The organism is Stenotrophomonas sp. ZAC14D2_NAIMI4_6 (genome assembly GCF_003086875.1).
GTDB lineage: Bacteria > Pseudomonadota > Gammaproteobacteria > Xanthomonadales > Xanthomonadaceae > Stenotrophomonas.
The window spans coordinates 3,144,813-3,163,737 of sequence record NZ_CP025996.1 but is presented as its reverse complement, the minus strand read 5'-3'; the positions used below and the strand labels follow the sequence as shown (position 1 = coordinate 3,163,737).

Here is an 18,925-nt window from a genome sequence, read left to right as displayed (position 1 = left end):
CGGGCCGCGGTGGCGCGGTCCGTCCTGCTGACCGCAGACCATGAAGCGATCGATCAGAATGCGGCTGGCGGCCCTGCGCCGCCGGCTGCGGCCCCTGTGGCCGTGGCTGCGCTGGGGCACCGCCGCGCTGCTGGCCCTGCTGCTGGTACTGGATTGGGCGTTCCCGCCGCCGCTACCGAAGCAGCGCGACACCAGCACGCTGGTGGTGGCCGCCGATGGCAGTCCGCTGCGGGCCTTCGCCGATGCCGAAGGCGTGTGGCGCTACCCGGCCACGGTGGACAGCGTGTCGCCGCTGTACCTGCAGGCCCTGCTGACCTACGAAGACCGCTGGTTCTGGAAGCACCCTGGCATCAATCCGCTGGCGATCCTGCGTGCCGGAGCCCAGCTGCTGCGCGGCGGCCACATCGTGTCCGGTGGCTCCACCCTGACCATGCAGGTGGCGCGCATCCTCGACCCGCACTCGCGTACGCCATGGGGCAAGCTGAAGCAGATGCTGCGCGCGGTGCAGCTGGAAGTGCACCTGTCCAAGGCGCAGATCCTGGCCTTGTACCTGGAACGGGCGCCCTACGGCGGCACCATCGAAGGTGTGGAGGCAGCCAGCTGGGCGTACCTGGGCAAGTCGGCGGCGCAGCTTTCGCATGCCGAGGCGGCCCTGTTGGCGGTGCTGCCGCAGGCACCGAGCCGGCTGCGCCCGGACCGGCACCCGGAAGCGGCGCAGAAAGCACGTGACAAGGTGCTGGCGCGCATGGCCCAGCAGCGCGTGTGGTCGGCCGACGAGGTGTCTGATGCACGCGTCGAAAACGTGGTGGCGCGCTCGCTGCGGCCGCCGATGCATGCGGCCCTGCTGGCGCAGCGGCTGCACGCCACCTATCCCGGCCAGGCGCGCATTGAAAGCGGCATCGACATCGGCCTGCAGCGCACCCTGGAAGAGCGCGTGGCCAGCTATTTTTCCGGCCTGCCCGAGCGCACCTCCGCCGCGCTGCTGGTGGTGGACAACCAGACCCTGCAGGCGCGCGCCTACGTGGGCACGCTGTCCTTCGGTGATCGGCAGCGGCTGGGGCACGTGGACATGGTGCAGGCCTGGCGCTCGCCCGGCTCCACCCTCAAGCCCTTCCTGTACGGCATGGCGCTGGACGATGGGCTGATCCATTCGGAAAGCCTGCTGGTGGATGCGCCGCAGAGCTTCGGCAGTTACCGTCCCGGAAATTTCGACATGGCCTTCAACGGCCCGGTAGGTGCGGCCACCGCGCTTCGCCTGTCGTTGAACGTGCCTTCGGTGGACCTGCTGCAACGGGTGGGGGCTGCACGCTTCGCCGCCCGTCTGTCCCACGCCGGCATCCAGCTGCGATTCCCGCCGGGCGCGCAGCCCAATCTGTCGTTGATTCTCGGCGGCACCGGCGCGCGCCTGGAAGACCTGGTGGGCGCGTTCGCTGCATTGAATCGGAATGGCATTGCCGGTCGCGTGCGCTATACCGCCGATGAGCCGATGGTGGAGCGCCGACTGGTGTCGCCGGGCGCGGCATGGATCGTGCGCGAGATGCTTGAATCCAATCCACGGCCAGGCTACGGCGTGGGCACCTTCGATGTCGGCGGGCGCCCGCGCGTGGCGTGGAAAACCGGCACCAGCTACGGCTTCCGCGATGCCTGGGCGATCGGCGGCACCCGCCACTACACCGTGGGCGTGTGGGTGGGGCGGCCCGATGGCACGCCGCTGCCCGGCCAGTACGGTGCGGTGACCGCCTTGCCGCTGATGTTCGAAGTGGTGGACAGCCTGCCGCGCCAGCGCGGTGATTCGGCGGCCGCGCCGATGCCGGCCAGTGTCAGCGAGGCAGACGTGTGCTGGCCCACCGGTGAGCGCGCCGAGGGGCTGCCGGCGTCGCTGTGCCAGCGGCGCATGCCAGCCTTCCTGCTGGACGGTGCGGCGCCGCTGACCTTCCCCGAGCGCGACGCGCGGCGCTGGCAACCGGGGCGGCAGCGCTACGTGGCCGATGCGCGCAGCGGCTTGCGCCTGTCCGCCGACTGCAGCGCGCCGCATGTGGAAGTGCCGGGCGAGATCGCGCGCTGGCCGGCGTTGCTGTCACCGTGGTTGGCCAAGGCCACGCGCGACGCCTCGCAGTTGCCGGCGCTCTCACCGGATTGTCGCGACGACGGTCGCGAGGCCAGCGTGGCCCTGCATATCGATGGACTGAACGACGGCGCCGCACTGGCGCGCGCGCCCAATGCCGAGCATGGCGTGCGCCTGCAGCTGCGCGCGCTGGGCAGCGAGCAGCACGTGGACTGGCTGCTGGATGGCCGCTGGATCGCGCAGACGCAGGGTGCGCAGCTGATGCAGCGCGAATTTGCCGAGCCCGGCGCGCATACGTTGACCGCGCTGGCGTCCGACGGCGCCTGGACCCAGGTGCGGTTCAACGTGCTGCGGTAGCGCCGCGACCTGCTTTGGTAGGTGCCAACCTTGGTTGGCACACGTCGGAACAACTGCCCACCAAGGTGGGCATCTACGGTAGGTGCCAACCTTGGTTGGCACACCCCGGAACAACTGCCCACCAAGGTGGGCATCTACCAGAGCGCTTGCCGGGCCGCTATTTCCCGATCCAGCCATCCAGCAGATCGGCAAACTCATCGGCGTGTTCTTCTTCCTGCGCCAGGATCTCTTCCAGGATGCGCTTGGTGGTGGTGTCGCGGTCGCCGACGAAATTGATCATCTCGCGGTAGCTGTCGATGGCGATGCGCTCGGCCACCAGGTTTTCCCGCACCATGTCGCGCAGATCGCTGCCTTCCTTGTATTCGGCATGCGAGCGCGCCGAGAACGTGTCCGGATTGAGGTCGGGTTCACCGCCCAGCTGCACGATGCGTTCGGCCAGCTTGCCGGCGTGGGCCTGTTCCTGCTGGGCGTGCTCCAGGAATTCGGCCTTCACCGCATCGGCCAGCATGCCCTTGGCCATGAAGTAGTGGCGGTAGTAGCGCAGCACGCACACATACTCGGTGGCCAATGCATCGTTGAGCAGCTTGATCACCGCCTTGCGGTCGGCGCTGTAGCTGTCGGTGATGGCACCGTCTTCGATGTTGCGGCGGGCCCGCTCGCGCAGCGCCTTGCGGTCGCTGATGGCGGTGACGGTGGCACTGGGCTTGCTGGTCTTGGCTGGCTTGGTGGACATGGCTGGCCGTTTCCTCTGGGTGGGGTGTCAGGTGGGCAGATGCTCCAGCACGTACTGCGCCGAAGACACTTCAAATTGACCGGGTTCCTCGATCCACAGCGCCTGCACCACGCCGTCGTCGGCGTACAGGGCGAAGCGGCGCGCGCGGATGCCCATGCCCGAGGCACTGGCATCCAGCTCCAGGCCCAGCGCACGTGTCAGCCCCGCATTGCCGTCGGACAGCATCAGCAGGCCGTCGGGCACGCGCTGGTCGGCCGCCCAGGCCTTCATCACGAACGGATCGTTGACCGCCATGCAGTAGACCTCGATGCCGCGCTGGCGGAACGCATCGAACGCCTCCACGTAGCCGGGCAGGTGGCGCGCCGAACAGGTGGGGGTGAAGGCACCCGGCACGGCGAACAGCACGACCTTGCGGCCGTCGAACAGGGCGTGGGTATCGAGGGTCTCGACGCCTTCGCGGATGCGCTTGAGGGTGACTTCCGGAATGCGGTCGCCGACGTGGATGGTCATGGGAACTCCTTGCGGGGGCAGGCTAGAAGGGTGGGTGGGATGAACGCGTCAAGACATTGGAAACCCGGCGTGCACGCCCCATCTTGGAACGTTGCGGCGGGGGCCGCCAGCCTCAGCCTGCCGCACCGGCAGGGCGGCTGCATTGCGCAGGATCAGTCGGCCTCACCAGGGCCGCACGGTGCGCGGCGTAGCATCGCCGGCGCGTAGAATGAACCCGGGGCGGCGCCACCGGCGCGGCCGAAGCAGATCGAGGTAGCTGGATGGAATTCAAGGATTACTACGCCACCCTGGGGGTGGAGCCGAGCGCGGGCGATGCGGAAATCAAGACCGCCTATCGCCGCCTGGCACGCAAGTACCACCCGGACGTCAGCAAGGAGGCCGGGGCGGAAGACAAGTTCAAGGCGGTGAACGAGGCCTACGAGGCGCTGCGCGACCCCGAAAAGCGCGCGGCCTATGACCAGCTGCGCGCGCAGGGCTACCGGCCCGGCGAGGAATTCAACGTGCCGCCCAACTATGGTGGCGGCGGTTTCAACTTCGAGGAAGTGTTCGGCGGCGGCGGTGGTGCCGGCGGCGGCTTCAGCGATTTCTTCGAAAGCCTGTTCGCACGCCAGCGCGGCGGCCAGGGGCCGGGCGCCGCCCCGGGCTTCAGCAGCCAGGGCCACGCGCCCAACCGCGATACCCGGGCCAAGCTGTCGGTACCGCTGGAAGCGGCCTACAAGGGCGACAGCCTGCGCATCACGGTCAATGGCCGGCAGCTGGACGTGCGCGTGCCCAAGGGTATCCGGCCGGGGCAGGTGATCCGCCTGGCCGGGCAGGGCAACCACGGCGGCAACCTGTTGCTGGAAGTGGAATATGCCGCGCACCCGCAGTTCGAGGTGGACGGGCGCAATATTCTGTACACCCTGCAGGTGACGCCCTGGCAGGCGGCGCTGGGGACCAGCATCAGCGTGCCGACCCTGGGCGGTAGCGTGGAGCTGAAGATCCCGGCCGATTCCGATGCCGGCCGCAAGCTGCGCCTGCGCGGTCGAGGGTTGCCGGGCAACCCCGACGGCGACCAGATCGTGGAGCTGGAGATCGTGGCCCCGGCCGCGACCGACGATGCGCAGAAGAAGGCCTATCGCAACCTGGCCAAGGCGTTCGGCGAAACGATCTGAGATCGCCCTGGCGCTATGAAATGTAGAGTCGAGCCATGCTCGACTGCTGCAACCAAGAGCAGTCGAGCATGGCTCGACTCTACAGAAACGGGTTCAGCCCTGGCCGGCGAACACCCGCTCCAGCACTTCGGACAGTTCGTCTTCCGAGAACGGCTTGGTGATGTAGGCCTTGGCGCCCTGGCGCATGCCCCACATGCGGTCGGTGTCCTGGTCCTTGGTGGTGACCAGGATCACCGGAATATGCCGGGTGGCCTCGTCGCGGGCCAGCGTGCGGGTGGCCTGGAAGCCATTGAGGTTGGGCATCACCACGTCCATCAGCACCAGGTCAGGCAGCTCGGCCTTGGCGGTTTCCACGCCGGCCGCGCCATCGGTGGCGGTCAGGATCTGGTGCCCGAGCTTCTCGACGATGCGCTGTATCCCCAACAGCTGCGACGGTGAATCGTCGACGATCAGAATGCGTGCCATGTTGTTCCCCATGTGTTGCCCGCAGTGTAGTGCGGGCAACGTGATGGCGGGAGGGCCGCGCCCTGCCGTCCGTCGCCTGCCTGCAACGCTCAGTCGATCCGCACCACCGTGCGCCCCAGCGACCCGCCGGCCAGCATGCGTTCGAACACGCCGGGCAGTTCGTCCAGGCCCACTTCAGCGGTGCAGATGCGGTCCAGGTGCTGCGGCTTCCATGCGCCGCCAAGCTTGGCCCACACCGCTTCGCGCAGATCGCGCGGGGCGTTGGCCGAGGACACCCCCAGCAGCGACACGCCGCGCAGGATGTACGGCATGACCGTCATCTCCAACGCCGGGCTGGCGGCCAGGCCGGCGCTGACCACGCTGCCGTAGGGCACGGTCTGCGCCAGCAGGCTGGCCAGCATCGGGCCGCCGGCATTGTCCAGGCCGCCGCCGAAGCGGGCCGACTGCAGCGGGGCGGTATCAGCCAATGCGTCACGCTGCAGCACCTCGGCCGCACCAATGTCGCGCAGGAACCCCGCCTGTTCGGGCTTGCCGCTGATGGCATGCACGCTGTAGCCGGCGCGGCTGAAGATATCCACGGCCAGCGCGCCCACACCGCCACTGGCGCCGGTGACTGCCAGCGGACCGTGCCCGGGGGTCTGCCGGTTGTCCTGCAGGCGCAGCAGCGCCAGCGCGGCGGTGAAGCCGGCGGTGCCCAGCACCATGGCCTCGCGCGGGGTCAGGCCGCTGGGTTGAGCGATCACCGCGCTCGATTCCAGGCGCACGTACTGGCTGTAGCCGCCGTCGCGGGTCTCGCTCAGGCCGCAGCCGGTGGCCAGCACCGCATCGCCCTCGCGCCAGGCCGGGTCGCTGGAAGCCACCACGGTGCCGGCCACGTCGATGCCCCCCACCAGCGGGAAGCGCCGCAGGATCCGGCCCTTGCCAGTGCCGGCCAGGGCGTCCTTGTAGTTCACCGATGACCAGTGGGCGCGGATCAGCACCTGGCCGGGGTTGAGGTCGTCCACGCCCAGCTGGGTCAGGCCGCTGCGGTAGCCGGCACTGTCGTTTTCGATCCGGAAGGCGGTGAACGGAGGGGTGGGGGCCATCGGCGTTGCCTGACTTCGAGGAAAACACAACCTTACCGCGTCACCACCCTTTCAATCCTGCCGGTCCGCCCCATCTTGTATGATCGGAGATGGTTCACGGCTGGCGTTGCGGGAAGGGCCCGCGTCGCAGCCCATATCTTGATGGAGCGTGCATGGCCTGGAATACACCCGGCGGCAACAAGGGCGGACAAGGCCCCGAGGACAATCGACGTGGGCCGTTCCGGTCACGCGGCGGTGGCAATGGCGGTGGCTGGGGCGGTCTGCCCGGGCCGCTGAAGGATCTGTTCGACGGGGGCATCCTGCGTTGGGTGGCGGCGGCCGTGGTGCTGCTGGTGCTGTTCTCCAGCTTCCAGCTGATCGGCGAACAGCAGCGCGGCGTGGTGCTGCGCTTTGGCCAGTTCTCGCGCATCTTGACCCCTGGCCCGAACTTCAAGCTGCCGTGGCCGATCGAGTCGGTCACCAAGGTCAACGCCACCGAGATCAAGACCTTCTCGATCCAGGTACCGGTGCTGACCCGCGACGAGAACATCGTCAATGTCTCGTTGAACGTGCAGTACCGCATCGACGACCCGCAGCAGTACCTGTTCGGCACGGTCGATGCCAACCAGGTGCTGGAGCAGTCGGCGCAGAGCGCGGTGCGTGAGGAAGTCGGCCGTGCCGACCTCAATGCCGTGCTGAACAACCGTGGTCCGCTGGCCGTGGCCGCCGAAGAACGCCTGCAGGCGCTGCTGAAGGCGTTCAAGACCGGCCTGACCGTGACCGGCCTGACCCTGCAGGACGCCCGTCCGCCGGAAGAGGTCAAGCCGGCCTTCGACGAGGTCAACGGCGCCCAGCAGGTCAAGGAACGCCTGATCAACGAGGCCCAGGCCTACGCCGCCAAGGTGGTGCCCGAAGCGCGTGGCCAGGCCTCGCGTGCCCGTACCACCGCCGAAGGCTACAAGCAGGCCGTGGTGTCCAAGGCCGAGGGTGATGCGCAGCGCTTCAGCCTGCTGCAGGCCCAGTACAAGAACGCCCCGGAAGTCACCCGCAAGCGCCTGTGGCTGGAGACCGTGCAGCAGGTGCTGAGCGAGAACCGCAAGGTGATCGGTGGCGATGGCCGCCAGCTGATCTACGTGCCGATGACCGGCGATACCCGCCCCAGCGCCTCGGCGCCGGCCCCGGTGGTGAACCCGGAGGTGGTGATGCCGTCGCTGCCGGGCGCCACGGCGGTGGAAGCTTCCCGTGACCCGGGCCGGCCGGTCGGCCGCCCGACCGGGCGACCCAGTGGCCGTGAGGAGGGCAGCCGATGAGAAGTTCGATGTGGATTGCGGTCGCCGTAGCGGCCCTGCTGGGCCTGCTGGGCTCGGTCTATGTGGTGCGTGAAGACCAGACGGCGATGGTGCTGAACCTGGGCAAGGTGGTCCGTTCGGACATCAAGCCGGGCCTGCACTTCAAACTGCCGGTGGTGGAGACGGTGCGTGTGTTCGATCGCCGCTTCCAGGTGCTGGACACCGCCCCGGCACGTTACTTCACCGCCGAACAGAAGGACGTCAGCGTCGACTTCTTCGCCATCGGCTACATCTCCAACGTGGGCGACTACTTCCGTGCCACCGGTGGCGACCCGCGCGTGGCCAATGCCCGCCTGGCGCCGATCATCACCGATTCGCTGCGCAACCAGATCAACTCGCGCACCCTGCAGCAGCTGGTCTCCGGCGACCGCAGCGAACTGATTGCCGAACAGCTCAAGGGCATCAACGAAGCGGTGGCCGGGCTGGGCATGCAGATGATCGACCTGCGCATCAAGCAGGTGGACCTGCCGACCGACAGCCAGGTGATCAACGACGTGTACGAGCGCATGCGCGCCCAGCGCAAGCAGGAAGCGGCCAAGCTGCGCGCCGAGGGCGAAGAGCAGTCGCTGACCATCCGCGCCCAGGCCGACCGCGACAGCACCGTGCTGATCGCCGAGGCCGAGCGTGATGCCCAGCGCCTGCGCGGTGAAGGCGATGCCGATGCCGCACGCATCTACGGCCAGGCCGGCGCTGCCGACCCGTCGTTCTATGCGTTCTACCGCAGCCTGGAGGCCTACCGTGGCTCCATGACCGACGGTAACGGCGTGATCGTGCTGGACAAGAACGACCCGTTCCTGCAGTACCTGAAGAACGACCGCTGAGTTTCACGCATGACCCACGGGGCCCGGCCAACAGCCGGGCCCCGTGCTTTTTCCGGAGTACCCCCATGAAAGACCTGTTCGCCGCCCTCTGCCTGGTGGCCGTGCTGGAAGGGCTGCTGCTGTTCGCCGCGCCGCTGGCCTGGAAGCGCATGGCCGAGCGCCTGCTGGACCTGCCCAGCCCGGCCCTGCGCAGCTTCGGCGGGCTGGTGCTGCTGGCCGGCCTGAGCCTGCTGTGGTGGGCCCGGCACTGAAGGGCCTGCCGGGCCGCCTGCGTTCACATGCGTGGTCTTGCTTTGGTAGATGCCAACCTTGGTTGGCATTGCCGGCCAGCGGCCGGCGCGACCGGGCGGGGCGCCTGACCGGCCGGTGAAGCCGTCCGTCGGAAGGGTGGCAGCGGACCCCGGAAACCCGGATAATGCACAAAAGCCGGACGGGCCTCCCCGTTCGGCTTTTTCCGTGTCTGGGCCATCCATCGCCGGCCGCTCCCCGTTTGGAGCCGCCACCCACGCGCTGGCCAGCCTCGCCACGGGTCAACCGTCCGCGGCCCCGATGGCCGCAACAAAATCGAGGAGCCCGTCATGGGTCAGTCTGTCGTAGTGTTGGGTGCCCAGTGGGGCGATGAAGGCAAGGGCAAGATCGTCGATCTGCTCACTGAGGAAATCGGCGCCGTCGTGCGCTTCCAGGGCGGCCACAATGCCGGCCACACGCTGGTCATCAACGGCAAGAAGACCGTCCTGCACCTGATCCCGTCGGGCATCCTGCGTGACGATGCGCTGTGCCTGATCGGCAACGGCGTGGTGATCTCGCCGGCCGCACTGCAGAAGGAAATCGCCGAGCTGGAAACCTCTGGCGTGGAAGTGCGTTCGCGCCTGAAGATCTCCCCGGCCGCGCCGCTGATCATGCCGTACCACATCGCCCTGGACCAGGCGCGCGAGCGCGCTGCCGGTGGCAAGGCGATCGGCACCACCGGTCGCGGCATCGGCCCGGCCTACGAAGACAAAGTGGCGCGTCGCGGCATCCGCATCGCCGACCTGCATTACCCCAAGCAGCTGGAAGAACTGCTGCGCACCGCGCTGGATTACCACAACTTCGTGCTGACCAAGTACCTGGGCACCGAAGCGGTCGATTTCCAGAAGACCTACGACGAAGCGCTGGCCTTCGGCGAATACGTGCAGCCGATGAAGTCCGACGTGGCCGGCATCCTGCACGACCTGCGCAAGCAGGGTAAGCGCGTGCTGTTCGAAGGCGCGCAGGGCGCCCTGCTGGACATCGACCACGGCACCTACCCGTACGTCACCAGCTCCAACACCACCGTCGGTGGTGCGCTGGCCGGTACCGGCGTGGGCGCCGATTCGATCGACTACGTGCTGGGCATCGCCAAGGCCTACGCCACCCGCGTCGGCGGCGGCCCGTTCCCGACCGAGCTGGACGATGAAATCGGCCAGGGCATCCGTGACCGCGGCGCCGAATACGGTGCCTCCACCGGTCGCCCGCGTCGCTGCGGCTGGATGGACATCGTCGCGCTGAAGCGCGCCGTGGCCATCAACGGCATCAGCGGCCTGTGCATCACCAAGCTGGACGTGCTGGACGGCATGGAAAAGCTGAAGGTCTGCATTGCCTACGAATACAACGGCAAGCGTACCGAGTACGCGCCGCTGGACGCGCAGGGCTGGGAAGACTGCACCCCGGTGTACCTGGAGTTCCCGGGCTGGAGCGAGAACACCCACGGCATCACCAACTGGGACGACCTGCCGCCGGCCGCACGCGCCTACCTGCGTTCGCTGGAAGAGCTGGCCGGCTGCCCGATCAGCATCGTCTCCACCGGCCCGGACCGCGACCACACCATGGTGTTGCAGGACCCGTTCGCCTGAGCGATTGACCGGTAGCGCCGGGCCAGGCCCGGCGTCGTTGCAAGGAGAAGCCCCGCGCATGCGGGGCTTTTTCGTTACTGTGTGGGCCATGCCTGCAGGGACGTAGTGCAATGACGAGGACAACGGTGAAGGGCGAGACGGTCGCGCGGGTCACCCTGTGGGTGTTGTGGAGCCTGTGGGGGCTGGCCTGCCTTGTGCTGCTGGTGGGCGCGGTCGCCAACCACCTCGCGTCTCGCACGCAGACGCTGCCGCTGCGCTTGCAGCCGGGCGCCTCTGCACAGGTGACGGTCTACCGCTTCATTGATGATCGCCTGCGGCTGCGCCTGCGCTATCTGCCCGAAGCAGCGGATCCGGCGCTGGACCCCACGGTGCGCTTCAGCGTGGAAACCCCCACACAGCAGGCGCAGTTCCGCACCAGCGTACGTGCCGGCCCTCCGACCACGGACGTCGTGCGCCGGCTGGAAACCATCGCGGGCGGGGGACTGTTTGACGCGTACTTCGGTTACGGCCGCGGCGATGCGCTGCCGCGCGGCCGTTCCTGGTTGCGGGTGACCGTGCTGGATGTCGAGCCGGCGCTGGCTGGACGTGCGGCTTCGGTGGAGTTGTTGCCGCCAATGGACGTGCTGAAGCTGACCGATCTGGATTACGTCTGGTTGTGGCCGTTCTTCTTCTGGCAGCCGCTGGCCTTGGGCCTGCTGATCGTCGGCGCCGGGCTGGCGATCGCCAGCATCGCCCTGCGCCGCTGGCGCCGCCGCGTATCCGCCCGGTAGCGCCGGGCCATGCCTGGCGAGGCACTTGCCAAATACCCAATATGGGCACAATAATGCCCAATATGGGTATATCCGCCGCCACTGCCTCTTCATCCGGCCCCATCGGCCTGGCCGACGCGCTGTTCACCCAGACCCAGCAACGGGTGCTGGCCCTGCTGTTCGGTCAGGACCGCAGCGATTTCAGCATTTCCGAACTGATCAGCGGCAGTGGCGCCGGCTCGGGCGCCGTGCAGCGCGAAGTGGCCAAGCTGGTCGCCAGCGGTCTGGTGAACCAACGCAAGGTGGGCAACCAGAAGCGCTACCGGGCCAACGCGCAGTCGCCCATCCACGCCGAACTGGTGTCGCTGGTGCACAAGACCGTGGGCCTGGCCGGTCCGCTGCGCGACGCATTGCAGCCGCTGCAGAGCCAGATCACCTGCGCATTCGTGTACGGATCAGTGGCCAAGCGCAGCGACACCGCACACAGCGACATCGATCTGCTGCTGGTGTCCAATACCTTGGGCTATGCTGACCTGATGACCGCGCTGGACCCGCTGGAGGAACGCCTGGGGCGTCCCGTGAATCCGACGCTGTACACGCACGAAGAACTGAGCGAGCGCCTGCGCAAAGGCAATGCCTTCCTGCAGCGGGTGCTGGAACAACCCAAGCTGTGGGTGATTGGAGGAAAGGATGACCTCGCCTTTGCAGAATCTGGTCGGGCCGGGTAAACCGCTTTCGCTGGAGCCGCCGGACGCGCGCGAGATCGAGGGACTGCAGCGTTCCGGCCTGGCGCGCCTGCGCGATGCACGCAATGGCACGCTTTCGCTGGAAAGCCGCTTCGACCTGGCCTACAACGCGGCCCACGCGCTGAGCCTGGCGGCACTGCGCGGGCAGGGCTACCGGCCCAGCAACCGCTACATCGTGTTCCAGTCACTGAAGCACACCTTGGGCGTGGGCCCGGAGGTCTGGCGCGTGCTGGACAAGTGCCACCAGCAGCGCAACCTGGCCGAGTACGAGGGCGAGCTGGATGTCAGCGGTCGCCTGGTCGAAGACCTGATTGCCGCGTGCGAGGCGGTGCGGGTTGCTTCTGGGCTCTAGAACAGCGGGCTTTAGAACAACGGGTACGGGTTGATCGATTCACCCTTCCACCACTGCTTCTCCGGCCCCAGCACATGCACCTCGAAATGCAGGTGCGGGGCATCGGCGCTGGCATTGCCGGTGCTGCCCACATAACCGATCACATCGCCGCGCTTGATCGCCTGCTTTTCCATCAGGCCGTCGGCGTAACGCTGCAGGTGCGCGTAGTAGTAGCACCATTGCCCGCTGGGTTCGAACTGGTAGACGGTCAGGCCACCGCGTTCGCTGTCGAACAGCTTTTCCACCGTACCGTCGGCCACCGCCAGTACCGGTGTGCCGGCCGGCGCCATGATGTCGATGGCATCGTGCACGCGGCCTTCGCTGCGCGCATCGGTGAAGGTGTCGCGTAACTGCGCGCGCTGCACGCCCTGCACCGGTAGCAGCAGGCCGATCGGTTGCGCAGCGGCGGCGGCAGCGGTTGGCGCCACGGTGGGCGCGGGCGTCGGCGCAGTGGCCGGCGCAGGCGCAGCCAACGCCGCTGGCGCGTTCTGCGCCGTGGCCTGCGTTGGCGCTGGTACGAAAGCACGCGCAGGCTCGGCATCACGCCGCAGCCACCATCCCAACCCCAGGCCGAACACCACCCCCAGCACGATCAGCTGCGAAAGCCGCATGGCATTACTCCTGCATCACCACGGGCACCGATTCGTCCACCGCATCGGCCACGCGCAGCGCATCCCAGTTGGTCATGCGCACGCAGCCATGCGATTCGGTCTTGCCCACGTGTCCGGGTTCGGGGGTGCCGTGCAGGCCGTAGTGCGGCTTGGACAGATCGATCCAGACCCGGCCAACCGGATTGTTCGGACCCGGCGGCAGCGTCGCCTTCTTGTCGCCCTTGCGCGCATCCCAGAACAGCTTCGGGTTGTAGTGGAACGGCGGGTCGCGGAACACGCCGAGGATCTTCCATTCGCCGATCGGCAGTGGATCGTGCTCGCTGCCCGAAGACACCGGCACCTGCGCGATCACCTTGCCCTGCGCATCCAGCAGCTGCAGGGTGGAATCGGATTTGTCGATCAGCACCTTGGCCGCTTTCGCCAGCGGCGCCGGGGCGATGTTGGGTACCTGGATGCGATTGCCGGCCTTGCCCAGGTCCACGCCGGGGTTCAGCGCTTTCAGCAGCTCGGGCGAGGCGTGGAAGCGCTCGCCCAGCGCTTCTTCCACGCTGGCATAGCCCAGGGCCTTCAGCTTGGACTGCGCAGCAGGTGTCTTCGGTACCGGCTGGAACGGACCGGCCACGTCTTCGGCGGTCAGCGTGTAGCTGGTCAGGGGCGCGGTGGCATCGGCCTGCAGCGCCTTCCAGGTGGCATCGTCCAGTTCGCCGGTCACCGTCAACCCGTGCGCCGCCTGGAAGCCCGACACCGCACGGCGCTGGTTGCTGCCCACTTCGCCATCGATCTGGCCGGGCGAAAAATTGGCGCGGTCCAGCAGTACCTGCGCGTGCAGCGGCGAGCGCAATGCGGTGTCCGGGCCGGCCTGTTCGGCAATGGGCGCGGGCAGACCGGCGGGTGGCGCCTGCGCGAACACAGGGCTGGCCAACAACGAGAGCGCAAGGACGGCTACACGGGGTGAAAGCATGGAAAACTCCGGCGGGGTACGCATCCACCATGCCTGTGCCCCGCGGCCAGCCTGCGTGAACGCGCCGCCTTGGGTCTGTGAAGCGGGACGGTCAGGGCGTGTCTGCCTTCTCGACCGCAGGCCGCGCAATCCGTTGCAGCTGCAGTACGCCGAACGCCACTTCGGCCGCGGTGAACAGCAGCACGATGCTGCTGGCCCCGTGTACCACGGCGTACACCTGCCAGACAGCAAACAAGCCGCGTGCAACGGCATCCAGACGCCCCATCAACGCGCTGGGCGCCCACCAGCGCGCCAGTGACCACACCACCACGACCGATCCCAGCAGGTTGGCCAGCAACATGTGCAGCGGGTCCAGCGCGGGCACCGTGCCGGGCAGCGACCAGGCGGCGGCCAGCGCGGCCATGGCCGCATGCACGGCGGAAAAGCCCCAGGGCAGCGCGAAGGGCAGGGTGACCAGCAGGTCGTAGGCGGCGCTGGCACGGACGATTCGCAGATAGGAGGGGAGCTGCATGGAGTACTCGTTCTCTGAAAGAGCGCCCACTGTCAGGCCTGAAGTAAACTTCAAGGTCAAGCTTTGTTGGAGAATCCATGCGCATCGGCGAACTGGCCCAGGCCTGCGGGCTGTCCCGCGAAGCACTGCGCTTCTACGAGAAGCAGGGCCTGATCGGCGCCCGCCGGCTGGGCAACGGCTACCGCGACTACCCGCCGGAAACGGCGATGCTGGTGCACTACATCCGCACCGCACAGCAGTTGGGCTTCACCCTGGCCGAGATCGGCCAGCGCCTGCCCGCGCTGTGGCAGCAGGAGGATGCCGGCGCACTGCTGGCCATCGCCCTGCAGCAGAAGCTGGCCGACATCGATGCGCGCATCCATGCCCTCAGCGCGCTGCGCGATGACCTGGCCGGCCGCCTGGCCAGTGCCTGCCCGCTGCAGCCCAGCGCCGGCTGAGGTGAACCGGCCGCACAACGTGAACGGCACCGGAAGCGTTCACACTGCGCGCGTCAAGGCGGCGTGAGGGCGGGCCGATAAGGTCGGACCCCCCACGTTTTTGGATGCATCGATGAACTACTTGAGGAACGTCAGGGTTGCCTGGCGCCTTGGCCTTGGCTTTGGCCTGCTGTTGTTGCTGGTCGCGGCCGTGGTCGCCACCGGTGCCACCGCCACTGCCGTGCAGAAGCACGCCATGCAGCAGGTGGTGGACGTGAGCGTGGCCAAGGTGCGGCTGCTCTCGGAAATGCTGGACGCCAACAACCAGATGATGGTCGTGCGCCGCGAAATGCTGATCCGCCAGGGCGATGCGCGCGAGGCCGACGAGCAGCGCATTGCCGACCTGGTCAAGCGCTACGAAACCAGCTGGACCCGCTACCAGGCGCTGCCCGGTGATGCCGACGGCAAGGCGATTGGCGAGGCCATCGTGGCAAAGCGCGCCATCGCACGGCCCCTCAACAAGCAGACCAGCGAGCTGATGTCGCAGGGCGATTTCCCCGGCGCGGTAGCCCTGACCCTGGGTCCGGTGCAGGAAGCAGCCAATGGCTGGAACCAGGCCCTGGCCGATGGCGTGGCCTACGAGGAAAAGGAAAGCCGCGAAGCGGCCGCCGAAGCCATCCGCCTGGGCGAGCGCAGCCTGCTGCAGTTGTTGGTGCTGGGCGGCGTTGCGCTGCTGGTCGGCATTGCGGCTTCGATGATGATCGGTCGCAGCATGACCGCGCCGCTGGCGCGTGCCGTGCAGTTGGCCCAGCGCCTGTCCAAGGGCGAACTGGACCAGGAATTCCGTCCGGGTGGCCGCGATGAGCTGACCCAGCTGGGCGAGGCCATGGCCAGCGTGCGGCAGAGCGTGCAGGCCGCCATCGGCGCGCAGCTGCAGATGGCCGAGCAGCACGAGGCCGGCGCGATCCGTTACCGCATGGACGCCAGCGCCTTCCCCGGCGACTTCGGCCGCATGGTGCAGGCCACCAACACGCTGGTGGAATCGCACGTGCAGGTGGAACTGCTGATGGCCGAAGTCATGCAGCGCTACGCAATTGGCGATCTCAGCCGTGATCTGCCGCAGTACCCGGGCGAGAAGGGCGAGTTTACCCGCACCCTGGCTGCGGTGAAGCAGAGCCTGATGGCCATCAGTGCGCAGATCGACGGCCTGGCCCGTGCAGCGGGCGCCGGCGATTTCAGCGTGCGTGGCGATGCCGCTGCGTTCCAGTTCCAGTACCAGGCCATGGTCGAGCATCTGAACGCGATGATGGCCAGCTCGCAGTCCAGCATTTCCGACGTGTCCGACGTGCTGCAGGCCATTGCCCAGGGCGACCTGACCGCGCGCATGGAGGGCCAGTACCAGGGCGTGTTCGCGCGCATGCGCGACGATGCCAACACCACCACCGCGCAGCTGACCGGCATCGTGCGCGGCATCCAGGATGCGGCCGGCAGCATCAACAACGCGGCGCAGGAACTGGCCGCCGGCAACAGTGACCTGTCGCGCCGTACTGAACAGCAGGCGGCCAATCTGGAAGAAGCAGCGGCTTCGATGGAAGAGCTGACCTCGACCGTGCGGCAGAATGCCGAGCTGGCCCGCCAGGCCGACAGCGAAGCCCATGCGGCCGGTGCCGCGGTGCGTGCCACCGAACAGGCCATGGCGCAGATGGCGACGGTGATGGGTGAAATCGACCAGTCCTCGGCACGTATCTCGGAAATCTCCGCCACCATCGACGGCATCGCGTTCCAGACCAACATCCTGGCGCTCAATGCCGCCGTGGAAGCGGCGCGTGCCGGCGAGCAGGGGCGTGGCTTTGCCGTGGTGGCCAGTGAAGTGCGCACCCTGGCCCAGCGCGCCGGCGTGGCCGCCAAGGAGATCAAGGAATTGATCGACGATTCGGCGGCCAAGGTGCGCAGCGGCCTGGACGTGACGGTGGAATCGCAGGCCGCAATCGCGCGCCTGGCCCAGGCCAGCGCACGCACCAACCAGTTGATGAGCGATATTGCCGCGGCCAGCAAGGAACAGGCCGCCGGCATCGAGCAGGTCAACCAGGTGGTGGTGCAGATGGACCAGGTGACCCAGCAGAACGCCGCACTGGTGGAAGAAGCCACCGCGGCCAGCCGCGCGCTGGAAGAACAGGCCGAAGCGCTGGCCACGTCGGTCGCGGTGTTCCAGCTGGAGCAGGGCACCGCTGCCCGCGCTGCGGTGGCGCGCGCGGCCTGACCGGCCGCCCCCGGTAGAGTCGAGCTTGCTCGACTCTACCGGGACTGCGGCGGTCAAGAACGTAGAGTCGAGCTTGCTCGACTGCTCTTGATCTACCCGCGCAGGCAGTCGAGCAAGCTCGACTCTACCGCCGGGCGCCGTTTTCGGCGATGCTCGGGGGCAAAGGGGGATCGCGCATGGACAGCAGGGAACCGGAACCGGCCTATGGCGATGTGCCACGGCTGCAGGATATCGAGGTCGTAGCCGTTGCCGCGCGCGAGCCACCGACCGACTGGTCGATGCTGCCGCTGACCCGTGGCGACGATGATTCCCTGGTGATGAGGGCCCTGCGGCGCATGCGCCGCGAACCGGCGCTGCTGTTCACCGTGGCCTATCTGCTGGTGTCACTGCTGGGCCTGTGGTGCAGTTTCTGGTTCTACCAAGGCTTTGAACTGTCGATCCTGGATTACATGCAGCCCAGCGACTTCCTGGTGGCCGGCATGCGCGACCCCGCCTACGTGCTGTTGCTGCTGCTGGGCGTGTTGCTGGTGCTGCTGGTTAGCTGGCCCGACACCCTGCGCGCGCGCAATGCGGCCAAGCTGCAGACGCTGCGCCAGCGCAGCATGCTGTGGCGGGTGGCGCTGTCGCGCTCGGTGCTGACCAGCTGGGATGGAGTGGGGCTGCGCGCCCTCACCGCGATGACCCTGGGTGTGGCCGGGTTCATGGCCGTCGGCGCGGCGAACTATGTGATGGTGCGCGGCGAGCAGATCCGCAACCACGGGCGCGGCGAAGTCGTGCAGCTGCAGCTCAATGGCGATGCAGCACCGTTGCCGGGCACCGCACGCCTGCTCGGTTCCAGCAGCGCGTTCCTGTTTGTCTGGTGGCCACAGCAGCGGCGTGCCGAAGCGATTCCGATCGCCGCCGTGCGCAAGCTGCAGGCGCTGCCGGTCGCGGTGCGCACGCCGGCGCCGGCCGCACCCGCGCCGGGGGCGCAACGTTGACCGGCCCGGTGCCGCCCTGCCTGGTGATGTTGCCGGGGCTGGATGGCACCGGCCACCTGTCGGTCGCGTTCCTGGCCGCCGTCCGCGCGCACGGTGTGCCAACCCGCGCGCTGGCTTTGCCCAGCAACGGCCCGCAGGACTACGCCAGCCTGCTGCAGCTGCTGCGCCCGCAGCTGCCCAGCCAGCCGTTCGTGCTGCTGGGTGAATCCTTCGCCGGCCCGTTGGCCATGCAGTTGGCGGCCGAGGCGCCACCCGCGCTGCGCGGACTGGCACTGTGCACCACCTTCGCGCGCCGGCCGTTGCCGGTTCCGGCTGCCGGTGCAGCGTTGCTCGCGCCCGCCTGGCCACTGCCGGCGTGGCCGATGCCACCGTTGCTGCTGCTGTCGCGGCTCTTGCTGGGGCGCTGGCGCAGCCGGCAGACCGTGCGTGAGCTGCGCCTGGCGCTTGCCCAGGTGCCAGCAGCCACGCTGCGCCAGCGTGCTGCCGCCACCCTGCGCGTGGATGCGCGGCAGGCGCTGCCGCGCATTGCAGTGCCCACGTTGTGCCTGCAGGCCCGCCAGGACCGCCTGCTGTGGCCGCCAAGCGTGGCCGAACTGCAGGCGCTGCTGCCGGACGCCCGGCATGTCACCCTGGAAGGGCCACACCTGCTGCTGCAGGCGCGCACCGACGCGGCCGCCACCGTGGTGTCCAACTGGGTGAAGGCCCTGCCGGGCTGACGCGCCGTTCGCTAGCGGTGGTCCTTGCGGCCACTGCCACTGCGCTTGCCACCGCCGTCCTGCTTGTTCACGGTGGCCCAGGCAATACGCTCGGCCGTGCTTTTGCTGGCGCCGCGCTCGCGTTCGCTTTCTTCGATGTGCGCGGCCTGGCGCTTCTGCTTGTCGGTGTACGCGGATTTGTCACCCTGGGACATG

21 protein-coding genes are annotated in these 18,925 nt (G+C 68.1%); 13 read left to right on the top strand and 8 right to left on the bottom strand.

What is annotated here, in order from left to right; all coding sequences use genetic code 11:
- Positions 1-40 precede the first annotated feature (40 nt).
- On the top strand, positions 41-2,422 hold the full coding sequence (pbpC, locus tag C1933_RS14665; protein WP_108753838.1) for a penicillin-binding protein 1C: 2,382 nt from the start codon (positions 41-43) through the stop codon (positions 2,420-2,422).
- Positions 2,423-2,579: 157 nt separating this feature from the next.
- On the opposite strand, the gene C1933_RS14660 is transcribed toward pbpC, so the two are convergent.
- Complete coding sequence (locus tag C1933_RS14660) at positions 2,580-3,155, bottom strand: ferritin-like domain-containing protein (protein WP_108753837.1); 576 nt, start codon at positions 3,153-3,155, stop codon at positions 2,580-2,582.
- A gap of 27 nt (positions 3,156-3,182) precedes the next feature.
- A complete protein-coding gene (locus C1933_RS14655) occupies positions 3,183-3,665 on the bottom strand; it encodes a peroxiredoxin (RefSeq protein ID WP_108753836.1) in 483 nt (160 codons plus the stop codon).
- 260 nt (positions 3,666-3,925) lie between these two features.
- Here C1933_RS14655 and C1933_RS14650 point away from each other — a divergent pair, with 260 nt between their 5' ends.
- Positions 3,926-4,819, top strand: a complete 894-nt coding sequence (locus C1933_RS14650) for a DnaJ C-terminal domain-containing protein (RefSeq protein ID WP_108753835.1) — start codon at positions 3,926-3,928, stop codon at positions 4,817-4,819.
- A 93-nt stretch (positions 4,820-4,912) separates the two neighbouring features.
- On the opposite strand, the gene pilH is transcribed toward C1933_RS14650, so the two are convergent.
- Both pilH and C1933_RS14640 read right to left on the bottom strand, forming a co-directional pair.
- Positions 4,913-5,284 (bottom strand): twitching motility response regulator PilH, encoded by a 372-nt coding sequence (gene pilH, locus C1933_RS14645; RefSeq protein WP_005410644.1) that lies wholly within the window; start codon positions 5,282-5,284, stop codon positions 4,913-4,915.
- A gap of 89 nt (positions 5,285-5,373) precedes the next feature.
- On the bottom strand, positions 5,374-6,369 hold the full coding sequence (locus C1933_RS14640) for a YhdH/YhfP family quinone oxidoreductase (protein ID WP_108753834.1): 996 nt from the start codon (positions 6,367-6,369) through the stop codon (positions 5,374-5,376).
- 152 nt (positions 6,370-6,521) lie between these two features.
- On the opposite strand from C1933_RS14640, the gene hflK reads away from it, so the two are divergent.
- The 7 genes from hflK to C1933_RS14605 all read left to right on the top strand — a co-directional run bounded on the left by hflK (position 6,522) and on the right by C1933_RS14605 (position 12,236).
- Positions 6,522-7,658, top strand: coding sequence for an FtsH protease activity modulator HflK (hflK, locus tag C1933_RS14635; protein ID WP_108753833.1), 1,137 nt, complete (start codon positions 6,522-6,524; stop codon positions 7,656-7,658).
- A complete protein-coding gene (locus C1933_RS14630; protein ID WP_108750747.1) occupies positions 7,655-8,518 on the top strand; it encodes a protease modulator HflC in 864 nt (287 codons plus the stop codon). Before hflK ends, C1933_RS14630 begins: the two co-directional genes overlap by 4 nt.
- Positions 8,519-8,583: 65 nt before the next feature.
- Complete coding sequence (locus tag C1933_RS14625) at positions 8,584-8,769, top strand: DUF2065 family protein (RefSeq protein ID WP_108750746.1); 186 nt, start codon at positions 8,584-8,586, stop codon at positions 8,767-8,769.
- 327 nt (positions 8,770-9,096) lie between these two features.
- Entirely contained in the window at positions 9,097-10,389 is a 1,293-nt protein-coding gene (locus tag C1933_RS14620; RefSeq protein ID WP_108753832.1) for an adenylosuccinate synthase, read from the top strand.
- 125 nt (positions 10,390-10,514) lie between these two features.
- The gene (locus C1933_RS14615) at positions 10,515-11,159 is read left to right on the top strand and encodes a hypothetical protein (RefSeq protein WP_108753831.1); all 645 of its coding nucleotides are present in this window, start codon (positions 10,515-10,517) and stop codon (positions 11,157-11,159) included.
- Positions 11,160-11,221: 62 nt separating this feature from the next.
- A complete protein-coding gene (locus C1933_RS14610; protein ID WP_234414539.1) occupies positions 11,222-11,866 on the top strand; it encodes a transcriptional regulator in 645 nt (214 codons plus the stop codon).
- Entirely contained in the window at positions 11,829-12,236 is a 408-nt protein-coding gene (locus C1933_RS14605) for a hypothetical protein (RefSeq protein WP_108753829.1), read from the top strand. The genes C1933_RS14610 and C1933_RS14605 overlap by 38 nt, the downstream gene beginning before the upstream one ends.
- A gap of 11 nt (positions 12,237-12,247) precedes the next feature.
- Here C1933_RS14605 and C1933_RS14600 read toward each other — a convergent pair whose 3' ends face one another.
- The 3 genes from C1933_RS14600 to C1933_RS14590 all read right to left on the bottom strand — a co-directional run bounded on the left by C1933_RS14600 (position 12,248) and on the right by C1933_RS14590 (position 14,358).
- Complete coding sequence (locus C1933_RS14600; RefSeq protein ID WP_108753828.1) at positions 12,248-12,886, bottom strand: M23 family metallopeptidase; 639 nt, start codon at positions 12,884-12,886, stop codon at positions 12,248-12,250.
- Positions 12,887-12,890: 4 nt separating this feature from the next.
- The gene (locus tag C1933_RS14595) at positions 12,891-13,847 is read right to left on the bottom strand and encodes a L,D-transpeptidase (protein WP_108754856.1); all 957 of its coding nucleotides are present in this window, start codon (positions 13,845-13,847) and stop codon (positions 12,891-12,893) included.
- A gap of 91 nt (positions 13,848-13,938) precedes the next feature.
- Entirely contained in the window at positions 13,939-14,358 is a 420-nt protein-coding gene (locus C1933_RS14590; RefSeq protein ID WP_108753827.1) for a hypothetical protein, read from the bottom strand.
- A 77-nt stretch (positions 14,359-14,435) separates the two neighbouring features.
- Between C1933_RS14590 and C1933_RS14585 the strand changes: the two genes are divergently transcribed.
- The 4 genes from C1933_RS14585 to C1933_RS14570 all read left to right on the top strand — a co-directional run bounded on the left by C1933_RS14585 (position 14,436) and on the right by C1933_RS14570 (position 18,730).
- Positions 14,436-14,795 (top strand): MerR family transcriptional regulator, encoded by a 360-nt coding sequence (locus C1933_RS14585; protein ID WP_108753826.1) that lies wholly within the window; start codon positions 14,436-14,438, stop codon positions 14,793-14,795.
- A gap of 112 nt (positions 14,796-14,907) precedes the next feature.
- Entirely contained in the window at positions 14,908-17,034 is a 2,127-nt protein-coding gene (locus C1933_RS14580; RefSeq protein WP_108753825.1) for a methyl-accepting chemotaxis protein, read from the top strand.
- 176 nt (positions 17,035-17,210) lie between these two features.
- The gene (locus C1933_RS14575) at positions 17,211-18,014 is read left to right on the top strand and encodes a hypothetical protein (protein WP_108753824.1); all 804 of its coding nucleotides are present in this window, start codon (positions 17,211-17,213) and stop codon (positions 18,012-18,014) included.
- Positions 18,015-18,040: 26 nt separating this feature from the next.
- Positions 18,041-18,730, top strand: a complete 690-nt coding sequence (locus C1933_RS14570; protein WP_108754855.1) for an alpha/beta hydrolase — start codon at positions 18,041-18,043, stop codon at positions 18,728-18,730.
- Positions 18,731-18,741: 11 nt separating this feature from the next.
- On the opposite strand, the gene C1933_RS14565 is transcribed toward C1933_RS14570, so the two are convergent.
- Positions 18,742-18,924 carry a hypothetical protein gene (locus C1933_RS14565; RefSeq protein ID WP_108753823.1) on the bottom strand — a complete coding sequence of 61 codons (183 nt, stop codon included), beginning with the start codon at positions 18,922-18,924 and terminating at the stop codon, positions 18,742-18,744.
- Position 18,925 lies beyond the last annotated feature (1 nt).

Coding starts and splice junctions, on each gene's coding strand:
- C1933_RS14605 (WP_108753829.1), top strand. CDS start 11,829: ATGACCTCGCCTTTGCAGAATCTGGTCGGGCCGGGTAAACCGCTTTCG.
- hflK (WP_108753833.1), top strand. CDS start 6,522: ATGGCCTGGAATACACCCGGCGGCAACAAGGGCGGACAAGGCCCCGAG.
- C1933_RS14595 (WP_108754856.1), bottom strand. CDS start 13,847: ATGCTTTCACCCCGTGTAGCCGTCCTTGCGCTCTCGTTGTTGGCCAGC.
- C1933_RS14590 (WP_108753827.1), bottom strand. CDS start 14,358: ATGCAGCTCCCCTCCTATCTGCGAATCGTCCGTGCCAGCGCCGCCTAC.
- C1933_RS14580 (WP_108753825.1), top strand. CDS start 14,908: ATGAACTACTTGAGGAACGTCAGGGTTGCCTGGCGCCTTGGCCTTGGC.
- C1933_RS14625 (WP_108750746.1), top strand. CDS start 8,584: ATGAAAGACCTGTTCGCCGCCCTCTGCCTGGTGGCCGTGCTGGAAGGG.
- C1933_RS14655 (WP_108753836.1), bottom strand. CDS start 3,665: ATGACCATCCACGTCGGCGACCGCATTCCGGAAGTCACCCTCAAGCGC.
- pilH (WP_005410644.1), bottom strand. CDS start 5,284: ATGGCACGCATTCTGATCGTCGACGATTCACCGTCGCAGCTGTTGGGG.
- C1933_RS14630 (WP_108750747.1), top strand. CDS start 7,655: ATGAGAAGTTCGATGTGGATTGCGGTCGCCGTAGCGGCCCTGCTGGGC.
- C1933_RS14610 (WP_234414539.1), top strand. CDS start 11,222: ATGGGTATATCCGCCGCCACTGCCTCTTCATCCGGCCCCATCGGCCTG.
- C1933_RS14600 (WP_108753828.1), bottom strand. CDS start 12,886: ATGCGGCTTTCGCAGCTGATCGTGCTGGGGGTGGTGTTCGGCCTGGGG.
- C1933_RS14650 (WP_108753835.1), top strand. CDS start 3,926: ATGGAATTCAAGGATTACTACGCCACCCTGGGGGTGGAGCCGAGCGCG.
- C1933_RS14575 (WP_108753824.1), top strand. CDS start 17,211: ATGGACAGCAGGGAACCGGAACCGGCCTATGGCGATGTGCCACGGCTG.
- C1933_RS14565 (WP_108753823.1), bottom strand. CDS start 18,924: ATGTCCCAGGGTGACAAATCCGCGTACACCGACAAGCAGAAGCGCCAG.
- C1933_RS14620 (WP_108753832.1), top strand. CDS start 9,097: ATGGGTCAGTCTGTCGTAGTGTTGGGTGCCCAGTGGGGCGATGAAGGC.
- C1933_RS14585 (WP_108753826.1), top strand. CDS start 14,436: ATGCGCATCGGCGAACTGGCCCAGGCCTGCGGGCTGTCCCGCGAAGCA.
- C1933_RS14640 (WP_108753834.1), bottom strand. CDS start 6,369: ATGGCCCCCACCCCTCCGTTCACCGCCTTCCGGATCGAAAACGACAGT.
- pbpC (WP_108753838.1), top strand. CDS start 41: ATGAAGCGATCGATCAGAATGCGGCTGGCGGCCCTGCGCCGCCGGCTG.
- C1933_RS14570 (WP_108754855.1), top strand. CDS start 18,041: ATGTTGCCGGGGCTGGATGGCACCGGCCACCTGTCGGTCGCGTTCCTG.
- C1933_RS14660 (WP_108753837.1), bottom strand. CDS start 3,155: ATGTCCACCAAGCCAGCCAAGACCAGCAAGCCCAGTGCCACCGTCACC.